Origin of the sequence: Streptomyces sp. MST-110588 (assembly GCF_022695595.1) — a bacterium.
Taxonomy (GTDB): Bacteria; Actinomycetota; Actinomycetes; order Streptomycetales; family Streptomycetaceae; genus Streptomyces.
Map to the genome: position 1 here is coordinate 6,893,783 of NZ_CP074380.1, position 16,705 is coordinate 6,910,487.

At 72.7% G+C, this 16,705-nt stretch carries 12 protein-coding genes and 2 pseudogenes; 10 read left to right on the forward strand and 4 right to left on the reverse strand.

The genetic code is table 11. From position 1 onward, the window contains the following. Nucleotides 1-44 precede the first annotated feature (44 nt). Entirely contained in the window at nucleotides 45-1,172 is a 1,128-nt protein-coding gene (locus KGS77_RS30185) for a bile acid:sodium symporter family protein (protein ID WP_242586286.1), read from the forward strand. Here the strand turns inward: KGS77_RS30185 and KGS77_RS30190 are convergent. Both KGS77_RS30190 and KGS77_RS30195 read right to left on the reverse strand, forming a co-directional pair. Continuing rightward, nucleotides 1,070-3,112: pseudogene (locus KGS77_RS30190) on the reverse strand (sialidase family protein); the annotation flags it as partial. The gene KGS77_RS30185 and the pseudogene KGS77_RS30190 sit on opposite strands and share 103 nt — an antisense overlap. Before the next feature lie 228 nt (nucleotides 3,113-3,340). Continuing rightward, nucleotides 3,341-4,291 (reverse strand): zinc-binding dehydrogenase, encoded by a 951-nt coding sequence (locus KGS77_RS30195; protein ID WP_242586287.1) that lies wholly within the window; start codon nucleotides 4,289-4,291, stop codon nucleotides 3,341-3,343. A 110-nt stretch (nucleotides 4,292-4,401) separates the two neighbouring features. Here KGS77_RS30195 and KGS77_RS30200 point away from each other — a divergent pair, with 110 nt between their 5' ends. Continuing rightward, nucleotides 4,402-4,848, forward strand: a complete 447-nt coding sequence (locus KGS77_RS30200; protein WP_242586288.1) for a MarR family winged helix-turn-helix transcriptional regulator — start codon at nucleotides 4,402-4,404, stop codon at nucleotides 4,846-4,848. A gap of 168 nt (nucleotides 4,849-5,016) precedes the next feature. On the opposite strand, the gene KGS77_RS30205 is transcribed toward KGS77_RS30200, so the two are convergent. After that, entirely contained in the window at nucleotides 5,017-5,787 is a 771-nt protein-coding gene (locus KGS77_RS30205; RefSeq protein WP_242586289.1) for a MerR family transcriptional regulator, read from the reverse strand. A 200-nt stretch (nucleotides 5,788-5,987) separates the two neighbouring features. Between KGS77_RS30205 and KGS77_RS30210 the strand changes: the two genes are divergently transcribed. Beyond that, complete coding sequence (locus KGS77_RS30210) at nucleotides 5,988-6,482, forward strand: GNAT family N-acetyltransferase (RefSeq protein ID WP_242586290.1); 495 nt, start codon at nucleotides 5,988-5,990, stop codon at nucleotides 6,480-6,482. 167 nt (nucleotides 6,483-6,649) lie between these two features. Here the strand turns inward: KGS77_RS30210 and fdhD are convergent, their stop codons facing one another. Beyond that, a complete protein-coding gene (fdhD, locus tag KGS77_RS30215; RefSeq protein ID WP_242586291.1) occupies nucleotides 6,650-7,603 on the reverse strand; it encodes a formate dehydrogenase accessory sulfurtransferase FdhD in 954 nt (317 codons plus the stop codon). A gap of 936 nt (nucleotides 7,604-8,539) precedes the next feature. Between fdhD and KGS77_RS30220 the strand changes: the two genes are divergently transcribed. The 7 genes and pseudogenes from KGS77_RS30220 (at nucleotide 8,540) to KGS77_RS30250 (ending at nucleotide 16,650) form a co-directional block, all read left to right on the forward strand. Further along, nucleotides 8,540-9,766 (forward strand): inositol-3-phosphate synthase, encoded by a 1,227-nt coding sequence (locus KGS77_RS30220; RefSeq protein ID WP_242586292.1) that lies wholly within the window; start codon nucleotides 8,540-8,542, stop codon nucleotides 9,764-9,766. A 127-nt stretch (nucleotides 9,767-9,893) separates the two neighbouring features. Continuing rightward, nucleotides 9,894-10,928: an SCO3242 family prenyltransferase gene (locus tag KGS77_RS30225; protein WP_347404548.1), complete on the forward strand. Its 1,035-nt coding sequence runs from the start codon at nucleotides 9,894-9,896 to the stop codon at nucleotides 10,926-10,928. Continuing rightward, a complete protein-coding gene (locus tag KGS77_RS30230; RefSeq protein WP_242586293.1) occupies nucleotides 10,925-11,977 on the forward strand; it encodes a sugar phosphate isomerase/epimerase family protein in 1,053 nt (350 codons plus the stop codon). The genes KGS77_RS30225 and KGS77_RS30230 overlap by 4 nt, the downstream gene beginning before the upstream one ends. A gap of 233 nt (nucleotides 11,978-12,210) precedes the next feature. Further along, a complete protein-coding gene (locus KGS77_RS30235) occupies nucleotides 12,211-12,945 on the forward strand; it encodes an EboA domain-containing protein (protein WP_242587782.1) in 735 nt (244 codons plus the stop codon). Further along, nucleotides 12,945-13,792 (forward strand): annotated as a pseudogene (locus tag KGS77_RS30240) (TatD family hydrolase). Before KGS77_RS30235 ends, KGS77_RS30240 begins: the two are co-directional and overlap by 1 nt. Nucleotides 13,793-13,794: 2 nt before the next feature. Further along, nucleotides 13,795-15,129, forward strand: a complete 1,335-nt coding sequence (gene eboE / locus KGS77_RS30245) for a metabolite traffic protein EboE (RefSeq protein ID WP_242586294.1) — start codon at nucleotides 13,795-13,797, stop codon at nucleotides 15,127-15,129. Between the two features lie 45 nt (nucleotides 15,130-15,174). After that, nucleotides 15,175-16,650, forward strand: coding sequence for a nucleotide pyrophosphatase/phosphodiesterase family protein (locus tag KGS77_RS30250; RefSeq protein WP_277994285.1), 1,476 nt, complete (start codon nucleotides 15,175-15,177; stop codon nucleotides 16,648-16,650). Nucleotides 16,651-16,705: the final 55 nt, after the last annotated feature.

Genomic DNA, 16,705 nt, shown 5'->3' on the forward strand with positions numbered 1-16,705 from the left:
ACCCGCCGCCACCCACCGCCCGCCGGTCCGGGGGAGAGGAACCCATGCGCCGCCCTCAGCTCAAGATCCCCTCCCGGCTGCCGGTGGACGGCTTCATCCTGGCGCTGGCCGGCACGGTCGCCCTCGCCGCCCTGCTCCCCGCCCGCGGCAGCGCCGCCACCGTCGTCGACGGCGCCTCCACCGGCGCGGTCGCGCTGCTCTTCTTCCTCTACGGCGCCCGCCTGTCCACCTCCGAGGCGCTGGCCGGCGCCAAGAGCTGGCGGCTGCACCTGGCGGTCCTGGCCTGTACGTTCCTGGTCTTCCCGGCACTCGGCCTGGCGGCCCGCGCCCTGGTCCCGTACGTCCTGACGCCCTCCCTCCACACCGGCCTGCTCTTCTTGTGCCTGGTCCCCTCCACCGTCCAGTCCTCGATCGCCTTCACCTCGATCGCCCGGGGCAACGTCCCGGCGGCGATCTGCGCCGGCTCCTTCTCCAGCCTCGCCGGCATCGTCTTGACCCCGCTGCTGGCGGGCCTGCTGCTCGGCGGTGCCGGTACCGGCGGCTTCTCGGCCGGCTCGCTGCTGTCGATCGTCGAAAAGCTCCTGTTGCCCTTTGTCGCCGGGCAACTGCTGCGCCGCTGGACCGGCGGCTTCCTCACCCGCCACCGGCGGATCCTGGGGTACGTCGACCGCGGCTCGATCCTGCTGGTCGTCTACGGCGCGTTCAGCGCCGGCGTCGTCCAGGGCGTCTGGCACCAGGTCTCACCCTGGCAACTGCTCGCCCTCCTGGGCGTGGAGGCCGTCCTGCTGGCCGTCATGCTGACGCTGACCTCCGCCGGCGCCCGGCAGCTCGGCTTCCCGCGCGCCGACCGCATCGCGATCACCTTCGCCGGGTCCAAGAAGAGCCTGGCCGCCGGGCTGCCGATGGCCACCGTCCTGTTCGGCGGCCACGCCGGGACGGCGGTGCTGCCCCTGATGCTCTTCCACCAGTTGCAGCTCATGGTCTGCGCGGTCCTCGCCCGGCGGTACGCGGCCACGGCCGGCCCGGAGGACGGCGGCCTGGGCCCGGCACGTCACGGGCCGTCGGACGGACGGACGCGGTCCAGCGGCAGCGCCAGCACGGCCGGTCCGCCCGAGGGTGCCTCGCCGGCGCGTACCGCCGTCAGCTCCTCCTCGCTCAACTCCCGGTCATAGACCCGTACGTCGTCCAGCGCGCCACTGAACTGGGCCCGGCTGTCCACCCTCTGCCCCAGGTGCACGCCGAAGACCGAGGTACGGCTGACGGAGCCGGGCACGTCCGGCGCGACCGTGCTCGCCGTGCCGTCGACGGTGAGCGTCAGCCGGCCGCCCGCCCGGCGCAGCGCGAGGTGGTGCCACCGCCCGTCGTTGCCGGCGCCGGCGGCGGCGACCTGGGCGGTCGCGGCGGTCCCGGTACCGCGCAGGGTGGTGATGTGGGCGAGGAGCCGGCCCGCGGCGGGGTCGCCGCGCAGCGCGATCTGCGGGGACCTGGGGCCTGCCCCGCCCATCCACAGGAACGGCTGCTCGCCGCCGGTGGCCCGGTAGCGGAACCACAGACTGCACGTGAAGTCACCCTCGCCCAGCGCCAGGGAGCGCCGGAAGGGCAGGCGTACGGCGTCGTCCTTGCCGTCGAAGGCCAGCGCGTCGCCGAACCGGCCGTCGGCCGGCCGGGCACCGCCCAGGACCAGGGCCGGCCGGGCGCCGGGCGCGCGGTCGGGCGTGGTGGGATCGGGCCCTCGGCGCGGGCCGAGCCAGTCCTCGGTGAAGCGTGCGAAGCGGATCTCGTCGCGGGCGTCCACCGCGCCGCCCTCGTACAGCAGGCCGGTCACCTCGCGGTCGACGGACACCAGGTCCGAGTAGCCGGACCAGTCGGTGGTCACCAGCGCGCCCCGCTCCACGCCCTCCCAGGTGCGCCCCCCGTCGTACGAGGAACGGATCATCATGGTCCGGCGGCGGTCCGGATCGGCGGGCGCGGCGAGCAGCAGGCGCTCGTGGTTCCCCGTGATCCGGCGGTTCCCCGTGGTCCGGCCGTGGCCACCGCCGCGGGACCGCAGGCGCAGCACCGAACCCTGCACCATCGGCGTGTAGAGCCCCGGCAGCGCCCGGAAGGGCGCGGCGAAGGAAGCGCCGCCGTCCCGGCTGATCGCGGCCGTACGGTGGCCCAGATCCGTACCGTCCTGCTCGCGGCCGTTGACGTACACCGACCCGTCCGCCCGCTCCAGCAGCGCCAGTTCCGAGGGCTTCTGCCGGAAGCTGCCGTCCGGCGCGGTGGGCCAGGTGTCCAGCGCGCCGATCCGCCAGGAGCCGCCGCCGTCGTCGCTCAGGGCCAGCGCGGCGTGGTTGGCGCTTATCCGGCCGCCGCGGTAGCTCTCGGCGTTGACGCCGAAGACCAGCCGGCCCGTGTGCCGTCCCCGGGTGAGCTGGATGCCGTGCACGGGCCCGGTGGCGTACCAGGAGTTCCACCCCGCCGGGCGCAGGGCCGCGGACAGGTCGCGGGGCGCCGACCAGGTGGCGCCGTCGTCGTCGCTGTACTGGAGGTGCGGGGTGCGCTCGCAGGGCACCGGACAACTGCGGCCGTCCGTACGGCCCTTGTTGTAGGTCTCGGCGAGCAGGACACGGCCGGTGCGGCGGTCCACGACGGGGGCCGGATTGCCGTGGGTGTCACCGCCGCCCTCGTTGACGACCTGGAGCGGGCCCCAGGTACGGCCGCCGTCGGTGGAGCGCTTGAGCACGAGGTCTATGTCCCCGGCGTCGCCGCAGTCGTGCACCCGGCCCTCGGCGAAGGCGAGCAGCGTGCCGCGGACGGAACGGACGACGGCGGGGATGCGGAAACAGGCGTAGCCCTTGTCCCGGCCGGCCTTGAAGAGCACCTGCTGTTCGAGCCCGGCGGGGGAGGGGGGAGCGGCCGGTGGTGGTGTGGCGGTGGCGTCCCGGGCCTGTGCGGGCGGCGGCGGGGCCAGGAGGACGAGACAGGTGAGGAAGGCAAGGAAGGCGAGGAAGGCAGGAAAGGTGAGGCGAGTGAGGCGGGTGAGGACCGCGGCGGCCGGCGGGGTGACGGCGCGATGGCGCCGGGGTCTGGAGCGGGCGCCGTGGTGCGTACGGATCACTGACGTCATTGTCCGGCCTGCCCTTCGCGGCATCGGCGTCGGCTTACGCGTGGTTGACGGGGCGTCTGGTCGTCGTCTGAGCGTCTGGCGTTCCTGCGGATGACCCGCGCTTGTCGGGTCATCCGGACATCCCATGTCCCTGTACGGTGCGCAGGAAGCTACTGGCGCCACGCGCACCGACACAAGGCGTGTGCGCCGTACGGGCCCGGAATTACCTCACATGGTGCGGCCCGGCACTCAAGGCACCAGCACGACCTTCCCGAGGTTCGTCCGCGCCTCGATGACCTCGTGGGCCGCCGCGGCCTCGGCCAGCGGGAAGCGCGCGTGGACGACGGCCCGCAGCCGCCCGGAGCCGTGCAGGTCCCACAGCTCCCGGCCGTGCCGGTCGTACAGGTCGCGCCGGGTGGTGGCGAAGCGGGCCATGGTCATGCCGGTGATGGTCTTGGAGCCGGCGAGGAGGTCGAAGGCGGGCACCGTACCGCCGCCGGAGTTGAAGAAGACCAGCCGTCCGCCCGGCACAAGGGCGGCCACGGCGCGCGGCAGCAGGTCGCCGCCGACGCCGTCCAGGACGATGTCGACGGGCTCGCCCCAGGAGGCGTCCTCGTACGTCACCACCTCGTCGGCACCCAGGTCGCGCAGGAAGGCCGCCTTGGCGTCCCCGGCGTCCGCACCGACCGCCGCCACCACCCTTGCCGCGCCCTGGATCCTGGCGAGCTGGACCGCGAGATGGCCGGTGGCGCTGGCCGCGCCGGTGATCAGGACGGACTCGGTGCCGGCGGGCCGCGCGGTGGCCAGCGCGGCCAGCGCCACATGCCCGCCGCGGACCAGTGCCACGGCGTCCTCGGCGCTCGCGCCCCGGGGAATGCGCGAGGCCAGGGCGGCGGGCACGGTGGTCAGGTCGGCGTAGGAGCCGAGGAAGGACAGGCCGGTCACCCGGTCGCCGATCGCGTGGCCGGTGACGTCCGGTCCGACGGCGACGACCTCGCCCGCCACCTCGCCGCCGAGCACCCCGGGCAGCGGTACGCCGCCGCCGTTGCCGTCCCCGCGCACCTTCCGTACGGACGGCAGCGACACCCCGATCGCCTCTACGCGCACCAGCAGTTCGCCGGGCCCCGGCTCGGGCACCTCGGCCTCCTCCAGGCGCAGCACCTCGGGACCGCCGTACTCGTGAAACCGGACGCGCCGCATGGGCGTACACCTCCACGGCGATGGAATCGCCGGTCGAAATTCATTGGGCGCCCCAACGATAACCAGAGATTCATTGGTGAGTCCAATGGTTTCTTCGGTACCCTCCTCCCATGGCCGACACTCCCCGCACCCCCTATGTGCCCACCCGCATCGGCAACCTCCCCAGTTGGCTGCTGGGCCGGGCCGCCGCCCGCGGCCATCGGCTCGTCGCCGAGGCGCTGGCCGGCGAAGGCATGCGGATGATGCACCACGCCGTCCTGTCGGCCGTCGCCGAACTCGGCCCCGTCTCACAGGCGCAGCTCGGCCGCACCCTGGGCATCGACCCCAAGGACGTGGTCGCGATCGTCAACGACCTCCAGAGCGACGGCCTGGTCACCCGGACCCCGGATCCCGACGACCGGCGCAAGAACGCCATCGCGATCTCGGCGGCCGGCACCCGTCGGCTGCGCCGTACCCAGGAGCTGGGCGAGCGGGCCAACGACGAACTGACCGCGGACCTGACCCCCGCCGAACGCAACCAGCTCATGGGGCTGCTGCGGCGGATCGCGCAGGTGTGAGGGGTCGGGGGCTCGCTCGGTCCTCGTCCGGGTAGCGCCCGGTCCTCGCCCCGGTGGCGCCCGGTCCTCGCCCCGATGCCGCCCGGTTCTTGTCCCGGTGGCGCCCGGTTCTGCGTCGGAAAGCGATCAGCGTCCACCAGGGAGCGATCAGCCTCCCTCAGACAGTGATCAATCCTCCGTCAGATAGCGGTGCAGCCGGCCGGAGCCCTCCAGCATCGCCGTCGCCCGCTGTGCCAGCGCCGCGTGCCGCCGGGCGATCGCCGCGCGCAGCGCCTCGCCGCCGCCCGTACGGCGCAGGTCCTCCAGTACGGGGCGGATCTGGAGCAGCGGATAGCGGCTCTGCCGCAGCAGGCTGATCATCCGGGCGTCCCGGACGTCCGCGGGACCGAAGCGCCGGTACCCGGTGCCCGGTTCACGGCCCGGTACCAGGAGCCCGGCGGACTCCCATACGCGCAGTGCGGAGGTCCGTACGCCCAGCCGGGCCGCCACCTCTCCGATCCGCAGCCCCGACCGCGGCACCGCCGCCTCGCCCGGGGCCTGCGCCGCGACCGCCTCCAGCGCCCGGCTCGTCGCCTCCAAGGAGAGCCGCTGGTCGTGCAGCGCCGCATGGGCGGCGTTCACGGCGGCCAGCGCCGCGGGCACGTCACCGGCGTGCACGGCCCGCATGACCGTCTGGGCGGTCCCCGTCCCGTACCCCCTGACGAGCACCCGGTACGTCAGCAGCGCCCGGCGGTGCCGGTCCTCGTACACGCGGTACCCGGCCGCGGTCCGCTCGGCCGGCGGCAGGATTCCGGCGTCCTCGTAATTGCGCACCTGCTGCGTCGAGACCCCGGCCACCCGCGCCAGATCGACCGGCCGCAGCCGCGTGCTCTCCGGCCTGCCCGTCCCCCTCGGCCTCCTCGTCCCCCTCGTCCTCTCCGTGCTCCCCGTACCTCCCATGCTCCCCGTGCTCCTCGTGCTCCTCGTGCTCTTCGTATCGGCAGGGCTCATGCGTACGTCCTTCCGGCGGGGGCTGCGGGCCGGCCCGTTTCCGGTCGGAACGTTATCCGGGCGGAGATCCGCGGACGGCCGGCTCCGGCCTCCCATCGGGCGGGTAAATCCGGTGCGGTCCACCTGCGGCGCGTGATAGTCACTCCGCCATGGATGATCTTGTGACGGAGCGGCTCATACTCCATCCCCTCAACGCCGGTGAAGCCGAGGCGATCGTGGCGGGTACGCCGGACGACGGTGCCCGCTGGGCGCCCGAATACCCCATGGACGACGACGTGGCGGCGGCCAGGCGATTCCTGCGCCACCGTGAGGAGGGCAACGGGGCCAGGCACCTGGGCGCGTACGAGATCCGGCGCCGTGAGGACGGGTACGCGATCGGGGGCGCGGACTTCCACGGCCCCGCGGACGCGGACGGCAGCGTCACGATCGGCTACGGCCTGGTCCCTTCGGCGCGCGGCCAACGGTACGCGGCCGAGGCGCTGCGGGCGCTGCTGACGTACGCGCGGGAGTGCGGCGTCGCCCGGGTCAAGGGCGACGCCGACCACGACAACGTCGCCTCCCAGCGTGTGATGGCCGCGGCCGGTATGCGGCTGGTGGGCGAGGACGAGCGGGTGAAGTACTACGAGACGGCCTGGACGGTGTGACGGCGGAGGCCGCTTGGGCGTACCGGCCGCTTGGGACGCACTGGCCGGTCGGTTCATGCCGGTCGGTTCATGCCGGCCAGTGCATGCCGACCGGTCAGTGTATGTCGACCGGTCAGCGCATGCCGACCGGTCCGTGCCGGTCGGTCGCTGCCGGTCGGTCCTGCCGGTCAGTCCGTGTCCGTCGGCGCCGCGTCGAGGGCGATCCGGTGCTCGCCCGCGTACACGTTCATCGACGTCCCGCGCAGGAAACCGACGAGTGTCAGACCGGTTTCGACGGCCAGGTCCACGGCGAGGGAGGACGGGGCGGAGACGGCGGCGAGAACGGGGATGCCGGCCATGACCGCCTTCTGGGCCAGTTCGAAGGAGGCCCGGCCCGACACCATCAGGACGGAGTCGGACAGCGGCAGCCGGTCCCGCTGCAGCGCCCGCCCGACGATCTTGTCGACGGCGTTGTGCCGGCCCACGTCCTCGCGTACGTCGACCAGTTCGCCGTCCATGGTGAACAGCGCGGCGGCGTGCAGGCCCCCGGTCCGGTCGAAGACGCGCTGGGCGTCCCGGAGCCGGCCGGGGAGGGCGAGGAGGGTGGCAGGGGTGAGGCGGGCCGGGGAGCCGCCGGGGGAGTCCAGGGGCCAGCGGGCGGTCGTACGGACCGCGTCGAGGCTGGCCTTGCCGCACAGGCCGCAGGAGGAGGTCGTGTAGACGTTGCGTTCGAGGGTGATGTCCGGGACGGGGACGCCGGGCGCGAGGCGGACGTCCACGACGTTGTAGGTGTTGGAGCCGGTGGCCGGCACCATGGGCAAGGCCGCGCCGGTGCCGCCGTTGGCGTCGTCGTCGATGTCGTCGTCTTTATCGTCGATGTCGCCTTCGGGGTCCTGCGGGGCGGTGGCCCCCGCACAGTAGACGATGTTCGCCAGGTCCCCGGCGCCTCCCAGGACGCCTTCGCTGACGAGGAACCCGGCGGCGAGCGCGAAGTCGTCACCCGGTGTGCGCATGGTGATGGCGAGCGGCCTGCCGCCGAGCCGGATCTCCAGCGGCTCCTCGGCGACCAGGGTGTCCGGGCGGGCGCTCACCGCGCCGTTCCGGATGCGGATGACGCGGCGTCGCTCGGTGACCCGTCCCATGTCTGATCAGTCCTGTCCGGTGATATACGTGCTGGTCGCCGTGGGCAACCCTTGAGGTAGAGGTTGTCATACGGATTTCCGCGCCCCGACGCTGGACGCACCGGGCTCAGGGCGTACGGATCTGGGCCGCAGGCGTACGGATTCGAGTTGCCCGCCGCGCCCTTCGACGCGGTGTGCGACATGGGCCGGGTGGCTTCCCGAGCCCCTTCTGCGGAAGGGCTTTCGGAGACGGTGGAACCGGGCTACGGTCCAGAAAATGTCACGGGCATGCCACGCAGGCACAGTCAGGGGCGCGCAGCGCGACGAGGGCACACCAAACACACTGAGCACGCCAAGCACGCCAAGCACGCCGAAACGTTCCTCCTCATCATCGACCCGCTTCGGGAGGCACGCGTGTACAGGAATCGGTCCGACGCGGCAGAGCCCCTTCCGCACGTACACCGGGAGCGGCACCTATACGTACACGGCGAACGTCACCGTCAAGGGCACTACCGGCCGGACCGTCGATGGCATCCGCGACGGTGACCGGATCACCCTCCGGCCTTATATCGTGGGCGGGGCAAGGGAGTTGACCGCACGGGGCGCCTCGGATGGATCCGGGAGCCCCGGAGATTCGTACGGGCGCGGCTGACGGCCGACCGGCCGACAGCGCCAAGGCGCCGGGAACCATCACCGACGCCATCGCGGACCCGGCGGTCCGGCCGCCCACCAGCAGCAGCACCACGCTCCACCCGAGGCAAGGGCACCGGCGCGCTGTACGCCGTGGACGGCTTCCCCGTGGACGGGGCTTCCCCTTCTCCACCGGGTGAGCGGGCCGCGCCCCCGCATCGGAACCGGAGCAAGCCACATCGGAGCGTGCGACCAGGGGGAGGGGGACGAGGTGTCCTTCCGTTTCGTCCGGAACGAGGAACAGCTTGCGGCTGAGGGGCGTGGGTTATGAACGGGCGGGGGAGGGAGGACCGTACCGGCGTCTGGCTGATCGGCGCGCGTGGGTCGGTCGCCACCACCGTGGTGGCCGGCTGTGCCGCAGTCGTCGCCGGGCTGCACCCGCCGACCGGCATGATCACCGAGACCGAGCCGTTCGCCGGTGTTCCGCTGCCGCCCCTGCCCTCGCTGGTCTTCGGCGGCCATGACACCGCATCGGACCCGCTGCCCAAACGGGCCGATGAACTGGCGGCGGGTGGCGTCCTGCCGTACGGGCTGCCGCGGGCCGTCCACGCCGAGCTGTCCGCGGCCGACGAATCGATTCGCCCGGGAGGCCCGCAGCCCGGCGAGACCCGCACCGACGAGGAACTGATCACCGCATTTGCCACTGACCTGCGCGCCTTCGTCCGCACCCACGCACTCACTCGCGCCGTCGTCATCAACGTCGCCTCGACGGAACCTGCCGCCTCGGCGGAACCTCCCACGTCGGCAGGACCGGCCGCGTTGGCGGGACCTCCCACGTCGGCGGGACCGGCCGCCTCAACAGAATCCGCAGGACCGTCCGCTCCCGCAGGACCCGTCGATGACCGCCTGCCACCGAGCTCCCTCTACGCGTACGCCGCCCTGCGCGCCGGCTGCCCGTACGTGAACTTCACCCCCTTCACCGGCCTGCACCACCCCCTCCTCCACCAGATGGCGATCTGCAGCGGCCTCCCGTACGCGGGCCGGGACGGGAAGACGGGACAGACCCTGTTGCGCTCCGTGCTCGCGCCGATGTTCGCCCAGCGCGCGCTGGCCGTACGGGCCTGGTCGGGCACCAATCTGCTCGGCGGCGGGGACGGTGCCGCCCTGACCGACCCGGCCGCCGCGACCGCCAAGAACGCCGGCAAGGCCCGCGTCCTGGCCGACACGCTCGGCGGACTGCCGCCCGGAGACGTACACATCGACAACGTCCCGGCCCTGGGCGACTGGAAGACCGCCTGGGACCACATCGCCTTCGAAGGGTTCCTCGGCAACCGCATGGTGCTCCAGACGACCTGGCAGGGCTGCGACTCGGCCCTGGCCGCACCCCTGGTCCTCGACCTGGCCCGCCTGGTCGCCGCCGCGCACGCCGCGGGCCTCTCGGGTCCGCTGCCCCTCGGCTTCTACTTCAAGGACCCGTACGGCGGCCCCTCCGCCCTCGCCGACCAGTACGCCGCCCTGCTCACCTTCGCCCACCACCTGCGAGCCCGCCCATGATCAACCGCCCACCCCACCCCCGCCCCACTTCCCCGGCCTCGCCCCCACCCCTACTCCCACCTCCACCTCTGCCCCCGCCTCTGCCTCCGCTCATCCGTCCGCCCGGGCCTGGGCCGAACTGCTGCGGGTGTCCGCGCTGTGCACCGTGCCCGGCGCTCAGCTCGCGGGAGCCGCCGCGGCCGGTCACCGCCCTGACCGGCGCACTCTCCTCGCCATCTGCTCGTCCCTGTGCCTGTACGAAGCCGGGATGGCCCTCAACGACTGGGCGGACCGCCACACCGACGCCGTCGAACGCCCCGACCGCCCGCTGCCCTCCGGCCGTATCGCACCGTCCGCGGCTCTCGGCGCAGCGACCGGACTGACCCTCGCGGGCCTCGCCCTGGCCCGTACGGCCGGCCGCCCCGCCTTCCTCAATGCCACCGCCCTCGCCACCACGGTATGGGCCTACGACCTCCACCTGAAGAACACCCCGGCGGGCCCGGCCGCCATGGCCTGCGCTCGCGCCCTGGACCTCCTCCAGGGAGCGACGACCGGTCGCCCGTCCCCGCGCGGGGCGTCACACCCCCGGCACACCCCGCGCGGGACATCGCACCCCTGGCACACCCCGCGCGCGGCGCTGCTCCCGGCACTGCCCTCGGCCGCACTGCTCGGCGCTCATACGTACGCGGTCACGACCGTCTCGCGCCGCGAGACACAGGGCAGCTCCTCCGCCCTGCCACTGACCGCCCTCGCCGCGATCACCGCCATCACCCGCACCCTCACCCCTCACATAGCCACCCCCCGAACCACCCCCCTCGAAACCACCGCCATCCGCCCGCCCACCGCCTCTACAAATCCCCCCTCACCCAATACACCCACCACCCCCATCGCACTCCGCACATCCGACACCACCCTGAACCCCGCCCACGCAGCCGTCTGTACGACCCTGAGTACCGCCATCTGCGCCACCGTCTACGCCGCCACCGCCGGGCGCCCACTGTTCCACGCGGCCCTGAACCCCTCCCCGTACCTGCTGCGCCGTGCCGTAGGCGGCGGCATCCGCGCCACGATCCCGCTGCAAGCGGCACTCAGCGCCCGCGCCGGAGCGCCGGGGAGAGCCACCGCGCTGCTCGCACTGCTTCCCCTCGCCCGCCGGCTGTCCCGGAAGGTCAGCCCGACATGACCCCCTCGACAGCCCCGTTACGCCAGTTGCGACTGGCTTACGGAACCAACGGCCTCACCGACCTCCGCCTGGACGACGCCCTCCGCCTCCTCGCCGACCTCGGCTACGACGGCGTGGCGCTGACCCTGGACCACATGCACCTGGACCCGCTCGCCCCCGGCCTGGCAGCCCGTACATCCCAAGTGGCGTGCACTCTCGCTGAGTTGCGGCTGTCGGTCGCCGTCGAGACCGGCGCCCGGTACGTCCTGAACCCGCTCCGCAAGCACCACCCCACCCTCCTGGAATCGGATCCGGACGCCCGCGCGTCCCGTATCGCACTGCTGCGCACCGCCGTACGCGTCGGCGCGGACCTCGGTGCGACCGCGGTCCACTGCTTCAGCGGCGTACGTCCGCCCGGCACCCCCGAGGACGCCGCCTGGCGCCGCCTCGCCGACTCCCTCAGCCCCGTACTCGACGCCGCCACCGCGGCCCACCTCCCGCTCGCCGTCGAACCCGAACCCGGACACCTCCTCCACGACCTGTCGGGGTTCCACCGGCTGCGCGGCGCCCTGGGCGACCCGGACCCGCACACCCTCGGCCTGACACTGGACATCGGCCACTGCCAGTGCCTGGAACCCGCCCCGCCCGCGGACTGCGTACGGGCCGCCGCGCCATGGCTGCGCCACGTCCAGATCGAGGACATGCGACGCGGCGTCCACGAACATCTGCCCTTCGGCGACGGAGAGATCGACTTCCCGCCGGTACTGGCCGCCCTCGCGGACGTCGGCTACCGGGGTCTCGTCAGCGTCGAACTGCCCCGCCACTCCCACGCGGGCCCCGAACTGGCCCGCACCTCCCTCTCCTTCCTACACCGATCCCACCCCTCCCGCCCCTCGACAACACCACCGCAAACGTCCCCACCCGCCCCCCTGGCAACGGACCGAACCACGCCGGACCGAACCGCGCCGGACGAAGCCGCGCCGGTCCGAAGTGCACCAAAAGGCACCCTGCCGAAAGGAACCCCGCCGGAAGGACCCCCGCCGGAAGGAGGAGAACAACCGAGATGCTGACTCCCGACGAGTGGATAACCCGACTCCACAAGGCACTTCGCGACCGCCTCAGTGGCGGCGCACGAGCCTGGCTGGACGAGGCACTGGCCGAAGCCGAACACGCCGCCACCCGTAACCACAACCACAGCGCCACCCCCACCCTCGCGACCAGGCCCGATACAACGACCGACCCCACCCCCAAGACTGACCTCACCCCCGTGACTGACCACACCCCCAAGACCGACCTAACTCCCGTGACCGACCCCGCTCCCACGACCGGTTCCGCCCCAGAGCCGACGGCCCCGGCCCCGACCCCCGACCCGCTCGCCGCCTACATCCCGCCGCCTGTATGGGAGATGCGCTTCGCCTCGGCCGGCCGGCACTGCACCCGCCGCGTCCCGCCGCACGCGACGGACCCGGAGGCCGCCGAGGCGGCCCGCATCCTCATCCTCCATACGGCCCGCGCCGACACCTCCACCGTCACCCGGCTCTACGAGCACGGCACCGCCGCCGAACGCCGCGCCGTGCTCATCGCCCTGCCCCACCTGGGACTCGGCCCGCACGCCCGCTCGCTCGTCGAGGACGCTCTGCGCACCAACGACACCCGGCTCGTGGCGGCAGCCGTCGGACCGTACGCGGCCCGCTACCTCGACGCCCACACCTGGCGGCACGCCGTACTCAAGTGCCTGTTCACCGGCGTACCGGTGGCGGCCGTCGCCGGACTGGCCGAACGCGCCCGCGGAGACGGCGAACTCGCCCGCATGCTCCGCGACTACGCCCGCGAGCGCACCGCCGCCGGCCGTGCCGTGCCCGACGACCTCCACCACGTCCTGGACCTCACCGCATCCGCACCCTCCTCCCGTGCCACATACTCCCCGCCTTCCTCGTACTCCCCGTCCTCCTCGCCTTCGCCCGCCACCGGGCCATCGGCAGCCCCCGGAAACCCGCCGCCTCGCCCACCAGCCGCCCCCGCACGCGAGGAGCCCTGATGCGCATCTTCGACCCGCACATCCACATGACCTCCCGCACCACCGACGACTACGAGGCCATGTACGCCGCGGGTGTACGAGCCGTTGTCGAACCCTCCTTCTGGCTCGGACAGCCCCGCACCTCGCCCGCCAGCTTCTTCGACTACTTCGACTCCCTCCTGGGCTGGGAACCCTTCCGCGCCGCCCAGCACGGCATCGCCCATCACTGCGCCCTGGCCCTCAACCCCAAGGAGGCCAACGACCTCCGCTGTACCCCCGTTCTCGACGCCCTGCCCCGCTACCTCGTAAAAGACTCCGTCGTCGCCGTCGGCGAGATCGGCTACGACTCCATGACCCCCGCCGAGGACGCCGCCCTGGCCGCGCAGCTCCAACTCGCCGTGGACCACGGCCTGCCGGCCCTCGTCCACACCCCCCACCGCGACAAGGCCGCGGGCCTGCGACGCACCCTTGACGTCCTGCGCGAATCCGCTCTTCCCCCGATCGTGTCGTGCTCGACCACCTCAACGAGACCACCGTAGAGCAGGCCACTGACAGTGGCTGCTGGCTGGGCTTTTCCGTCTACCCCGGCACGAAGATGGACCCCGGGCGCATGGTGCGGATCCTGCGGCTGCACGGTACGGAACGGGTGCTGATCAACTCCGCCGCCGACTGGGGCCGCAGCGACCCCCTCAAGACCCGCCACGTCGCGGACGCCATGCTCGCCGCCGGTTTCGGCGAGGACGACGTGGACCGCGTCCTGTGGCGAAACCCCGTCGCCTTCTATGGACAGAGCGGACGCCTCGACCCGTACCCCCACGACCCCGGCGCCCTGTACGAAGGCAACTCCATCCTCCGCGGCGGAGAGTGAACGTGCGCTTCCGGCACCTCGACGGATCCACCGTCCACCTCGCCTACTGCACCAACGTCCACCCTGCCGAGACCCTGGATGGCGTCCTGGCCCAGCTCCGGAACCACTGCGAACCCGTACGCCGGCGCCTGGGACGCGACCGCCTGGGCATCGGCCTGTGGCTGGCCCGCGACGCCGCCCGCGCCCTGAGCGCCGACTCGTCCGCACTGCGCCGGCTACGCCGGGAACTCGACACCCGGGGCCTGGAAGTCGTCACCCTCAACGGATTCCCCTACCAGGGATTCGGCGACCACCACGTCAAATACCGGGTCTACCGCCCGGACTGGACCGAACCCGCGCGACTGGACCACACCGTCACCCTCGCCCGGCTACTGACCGCGCTCCTCCCGGACGATGCTGCGGAAGGCACCATCTCCACCCTCCCGCTTGCCTGGCGCACCGACTTCGACCCCTCACGTGACGCCGCGGCCCGGCAGGACACCGCCCTCACCGCACTGCGCACCCTCACCGCACACCTGGACGCCCTGCACGAACGCACCGGCCGCAGCATCCGCGTCGGCCTGGAACCGGAACCCGGCTGCGTCATCGAAACCGTCGATGACGCGATCGCCCCACTGACCCTCCTCACCACCCCCACAGCGACACCACCCCTCACCCACCCAACCCCCACCCGCCCGACTCCCACCCACCCAACCCCCACCCACTCAACTTCCATCCACCCCACCACCCCCACACCCCGTATCGGCGTATGTCTGGACACCTGCCACCTCGCCACCTCCTTCGAAGATCCCCGCACCGCCCTCCACGCCCTTCACCGGGCTGCCGTCCCCGTCGTCAAGGCCCAGCTCTCCGTCGCCCTGCACGCCGAGCACCCGCACCGTACGGACGTACGCGCCGCCCTGAGCGCCTTCGTCGAACCCCGCTTCCTGCACCAGACCCGTACCCGTACGCCCCAAGGCACCCTGCTGGCCACCGACGACCTCAACGAGGCACTGTCCGCGACCCCGCCCCTGCCCCCGTCGCCGCCCCCGCCCGATGCCTCCACGGGCGGCCTGCCCCGCACCACCCCCTGGCGTGCGCACTTCCACATCCCCCTGCACACCCCGCCCGAGCCCCCGCTCACCTCCACCCTCACCGTCCTCCGAGAGGCCCTCGCCCTGCTCGTCGGCGGCCCGGCCGCCCTCACCCACCACCTCGAAGTAGAGACCTACACCTGGCAGGCCCTGCCGCCCGCGCTCCGCCCCCGCACCCCCGGCCGGCTGGCCGACGGCATCGCCGCGGAGCTCTCCCTCGCCCGCGACCTGCTGACCGATCTCGGCCTGCGGGAACTCCTCTGACACCTCGCCCCGCTGCCCACGTCACCCAGCCCGCCAAGGAGCACCGTGACCACAGCATCCGGAAATCCGCTCCCCGACCCACAGCCACAGCCAGAGCCACAGCCCGAGCCGGAGTCGGAGCCGGAGTCGGAGCCGGAGTCGGAGCCACGACCGCATCGGCTCCTCGTCCTCGACATCGTCGGCCTGACGCCGCGCCTCCTGGACCACATGCCCCACCTGAAAGCCTTGGCCGCCAAAGGCTCACAAGCACCCCTGGAAACCGTCTTCCCCGCCGTCACCTGCACCGTCCAGTCCACCTTCCTGACCGGTGTGCCGCCCGCCCGGCACGGCATCGTCGGCAACGGCTGGTACTTCCGTGACATCGGCGAAGTGCGTCTATGGCACCAGCACAACGCGCTCGTCGGCGGCGACAAGCTCTGGGACGCCGCCCGCCGCACTCACCCCGGCTATACGGTCGCCAACATCTGCTGGTGGTACGCGATGGGCGCCGACACCGACTGGACCGTCACCCCCCGTCCTGTCTATTACGCCGACGGCCGCAAAGAACCCGACTGCTACACCAGGCCACCCGGCCTCCACGACGAGCTCACCTCCCTCCTCGGCCCCTTCCCCCTCTTCTCCTACTGGGGCCCCACCGCCTCGATCCGCTCCTCCCGATGGATCACCGACGCCACCCGGCACATCCTGCGCACCCGCCGCCCCGACCTCACCCTCTCCTATCTCCCGCACCTCGACTACGACCTTCAGCGCTACGGGCCCGACGACCCCCGTGCCCACACCGCCGCAACCGACCTCGACACCGTCATCGCCCCGCTCCTCACCGACGCCCGCGCCACCGGAGCCACCGTCGTCGCCCTGTCGGAGTACGGCATCACACGCGTACACCGCCCGGTCGACATCAACCGCGCCCTGCGCCGGGCCGGCCTCCTGGAGGTACACACCCAGGACGGCATGGAATACCTCGACCCCACCGCCTCCCGGGCCTTCGCCGTGGCCGACCACCAGATCGCCCACGTCTACGTACGCCGTCCCGAAGACCTCGACGCCACCCGCAAGGCCCTGACCAGCCTCCCCGGCCTGGCCCAGCTCCTGGACGACAAGGGCAAAAAAGACCGATCCCTGGACCACCCCCGCTCCGGCGAACTCGTCGCCCTGGCCGAACCCGACGCCTGGTTCACGTACTACTACTGGCTCGACGACGCCCGCGCCCCCGACTTCGCCCCCCTCGTCGACATCCACCGCAAACCCGGCTACGACCCCGCCGAGCTCTTCATGAACCCCCGCGACCCCTACGTACGCCTACGGGCCGCCGCCGCGCTCGCCCGCAAGAAGACCGGCATGCGCTATCGCATGGCCGTCGTCCCACTCGACCCCGAGCCCGTACGCGGCAGCCACGGCCTGCTCCCACCCGACCCCGCCGACGGCCCCATGATCATCTGCTCCCCTCCCGGCCAACTCCCGTCCCCCCTAACCGCAACCGAAGTGAAGCCCCTACTCCTCCATCTTGCCCACCCCCACTGACAACCCCCCTGACCACCCCAAACCCCCTTCCACCCCCTCCCACCCCCACCCGCAC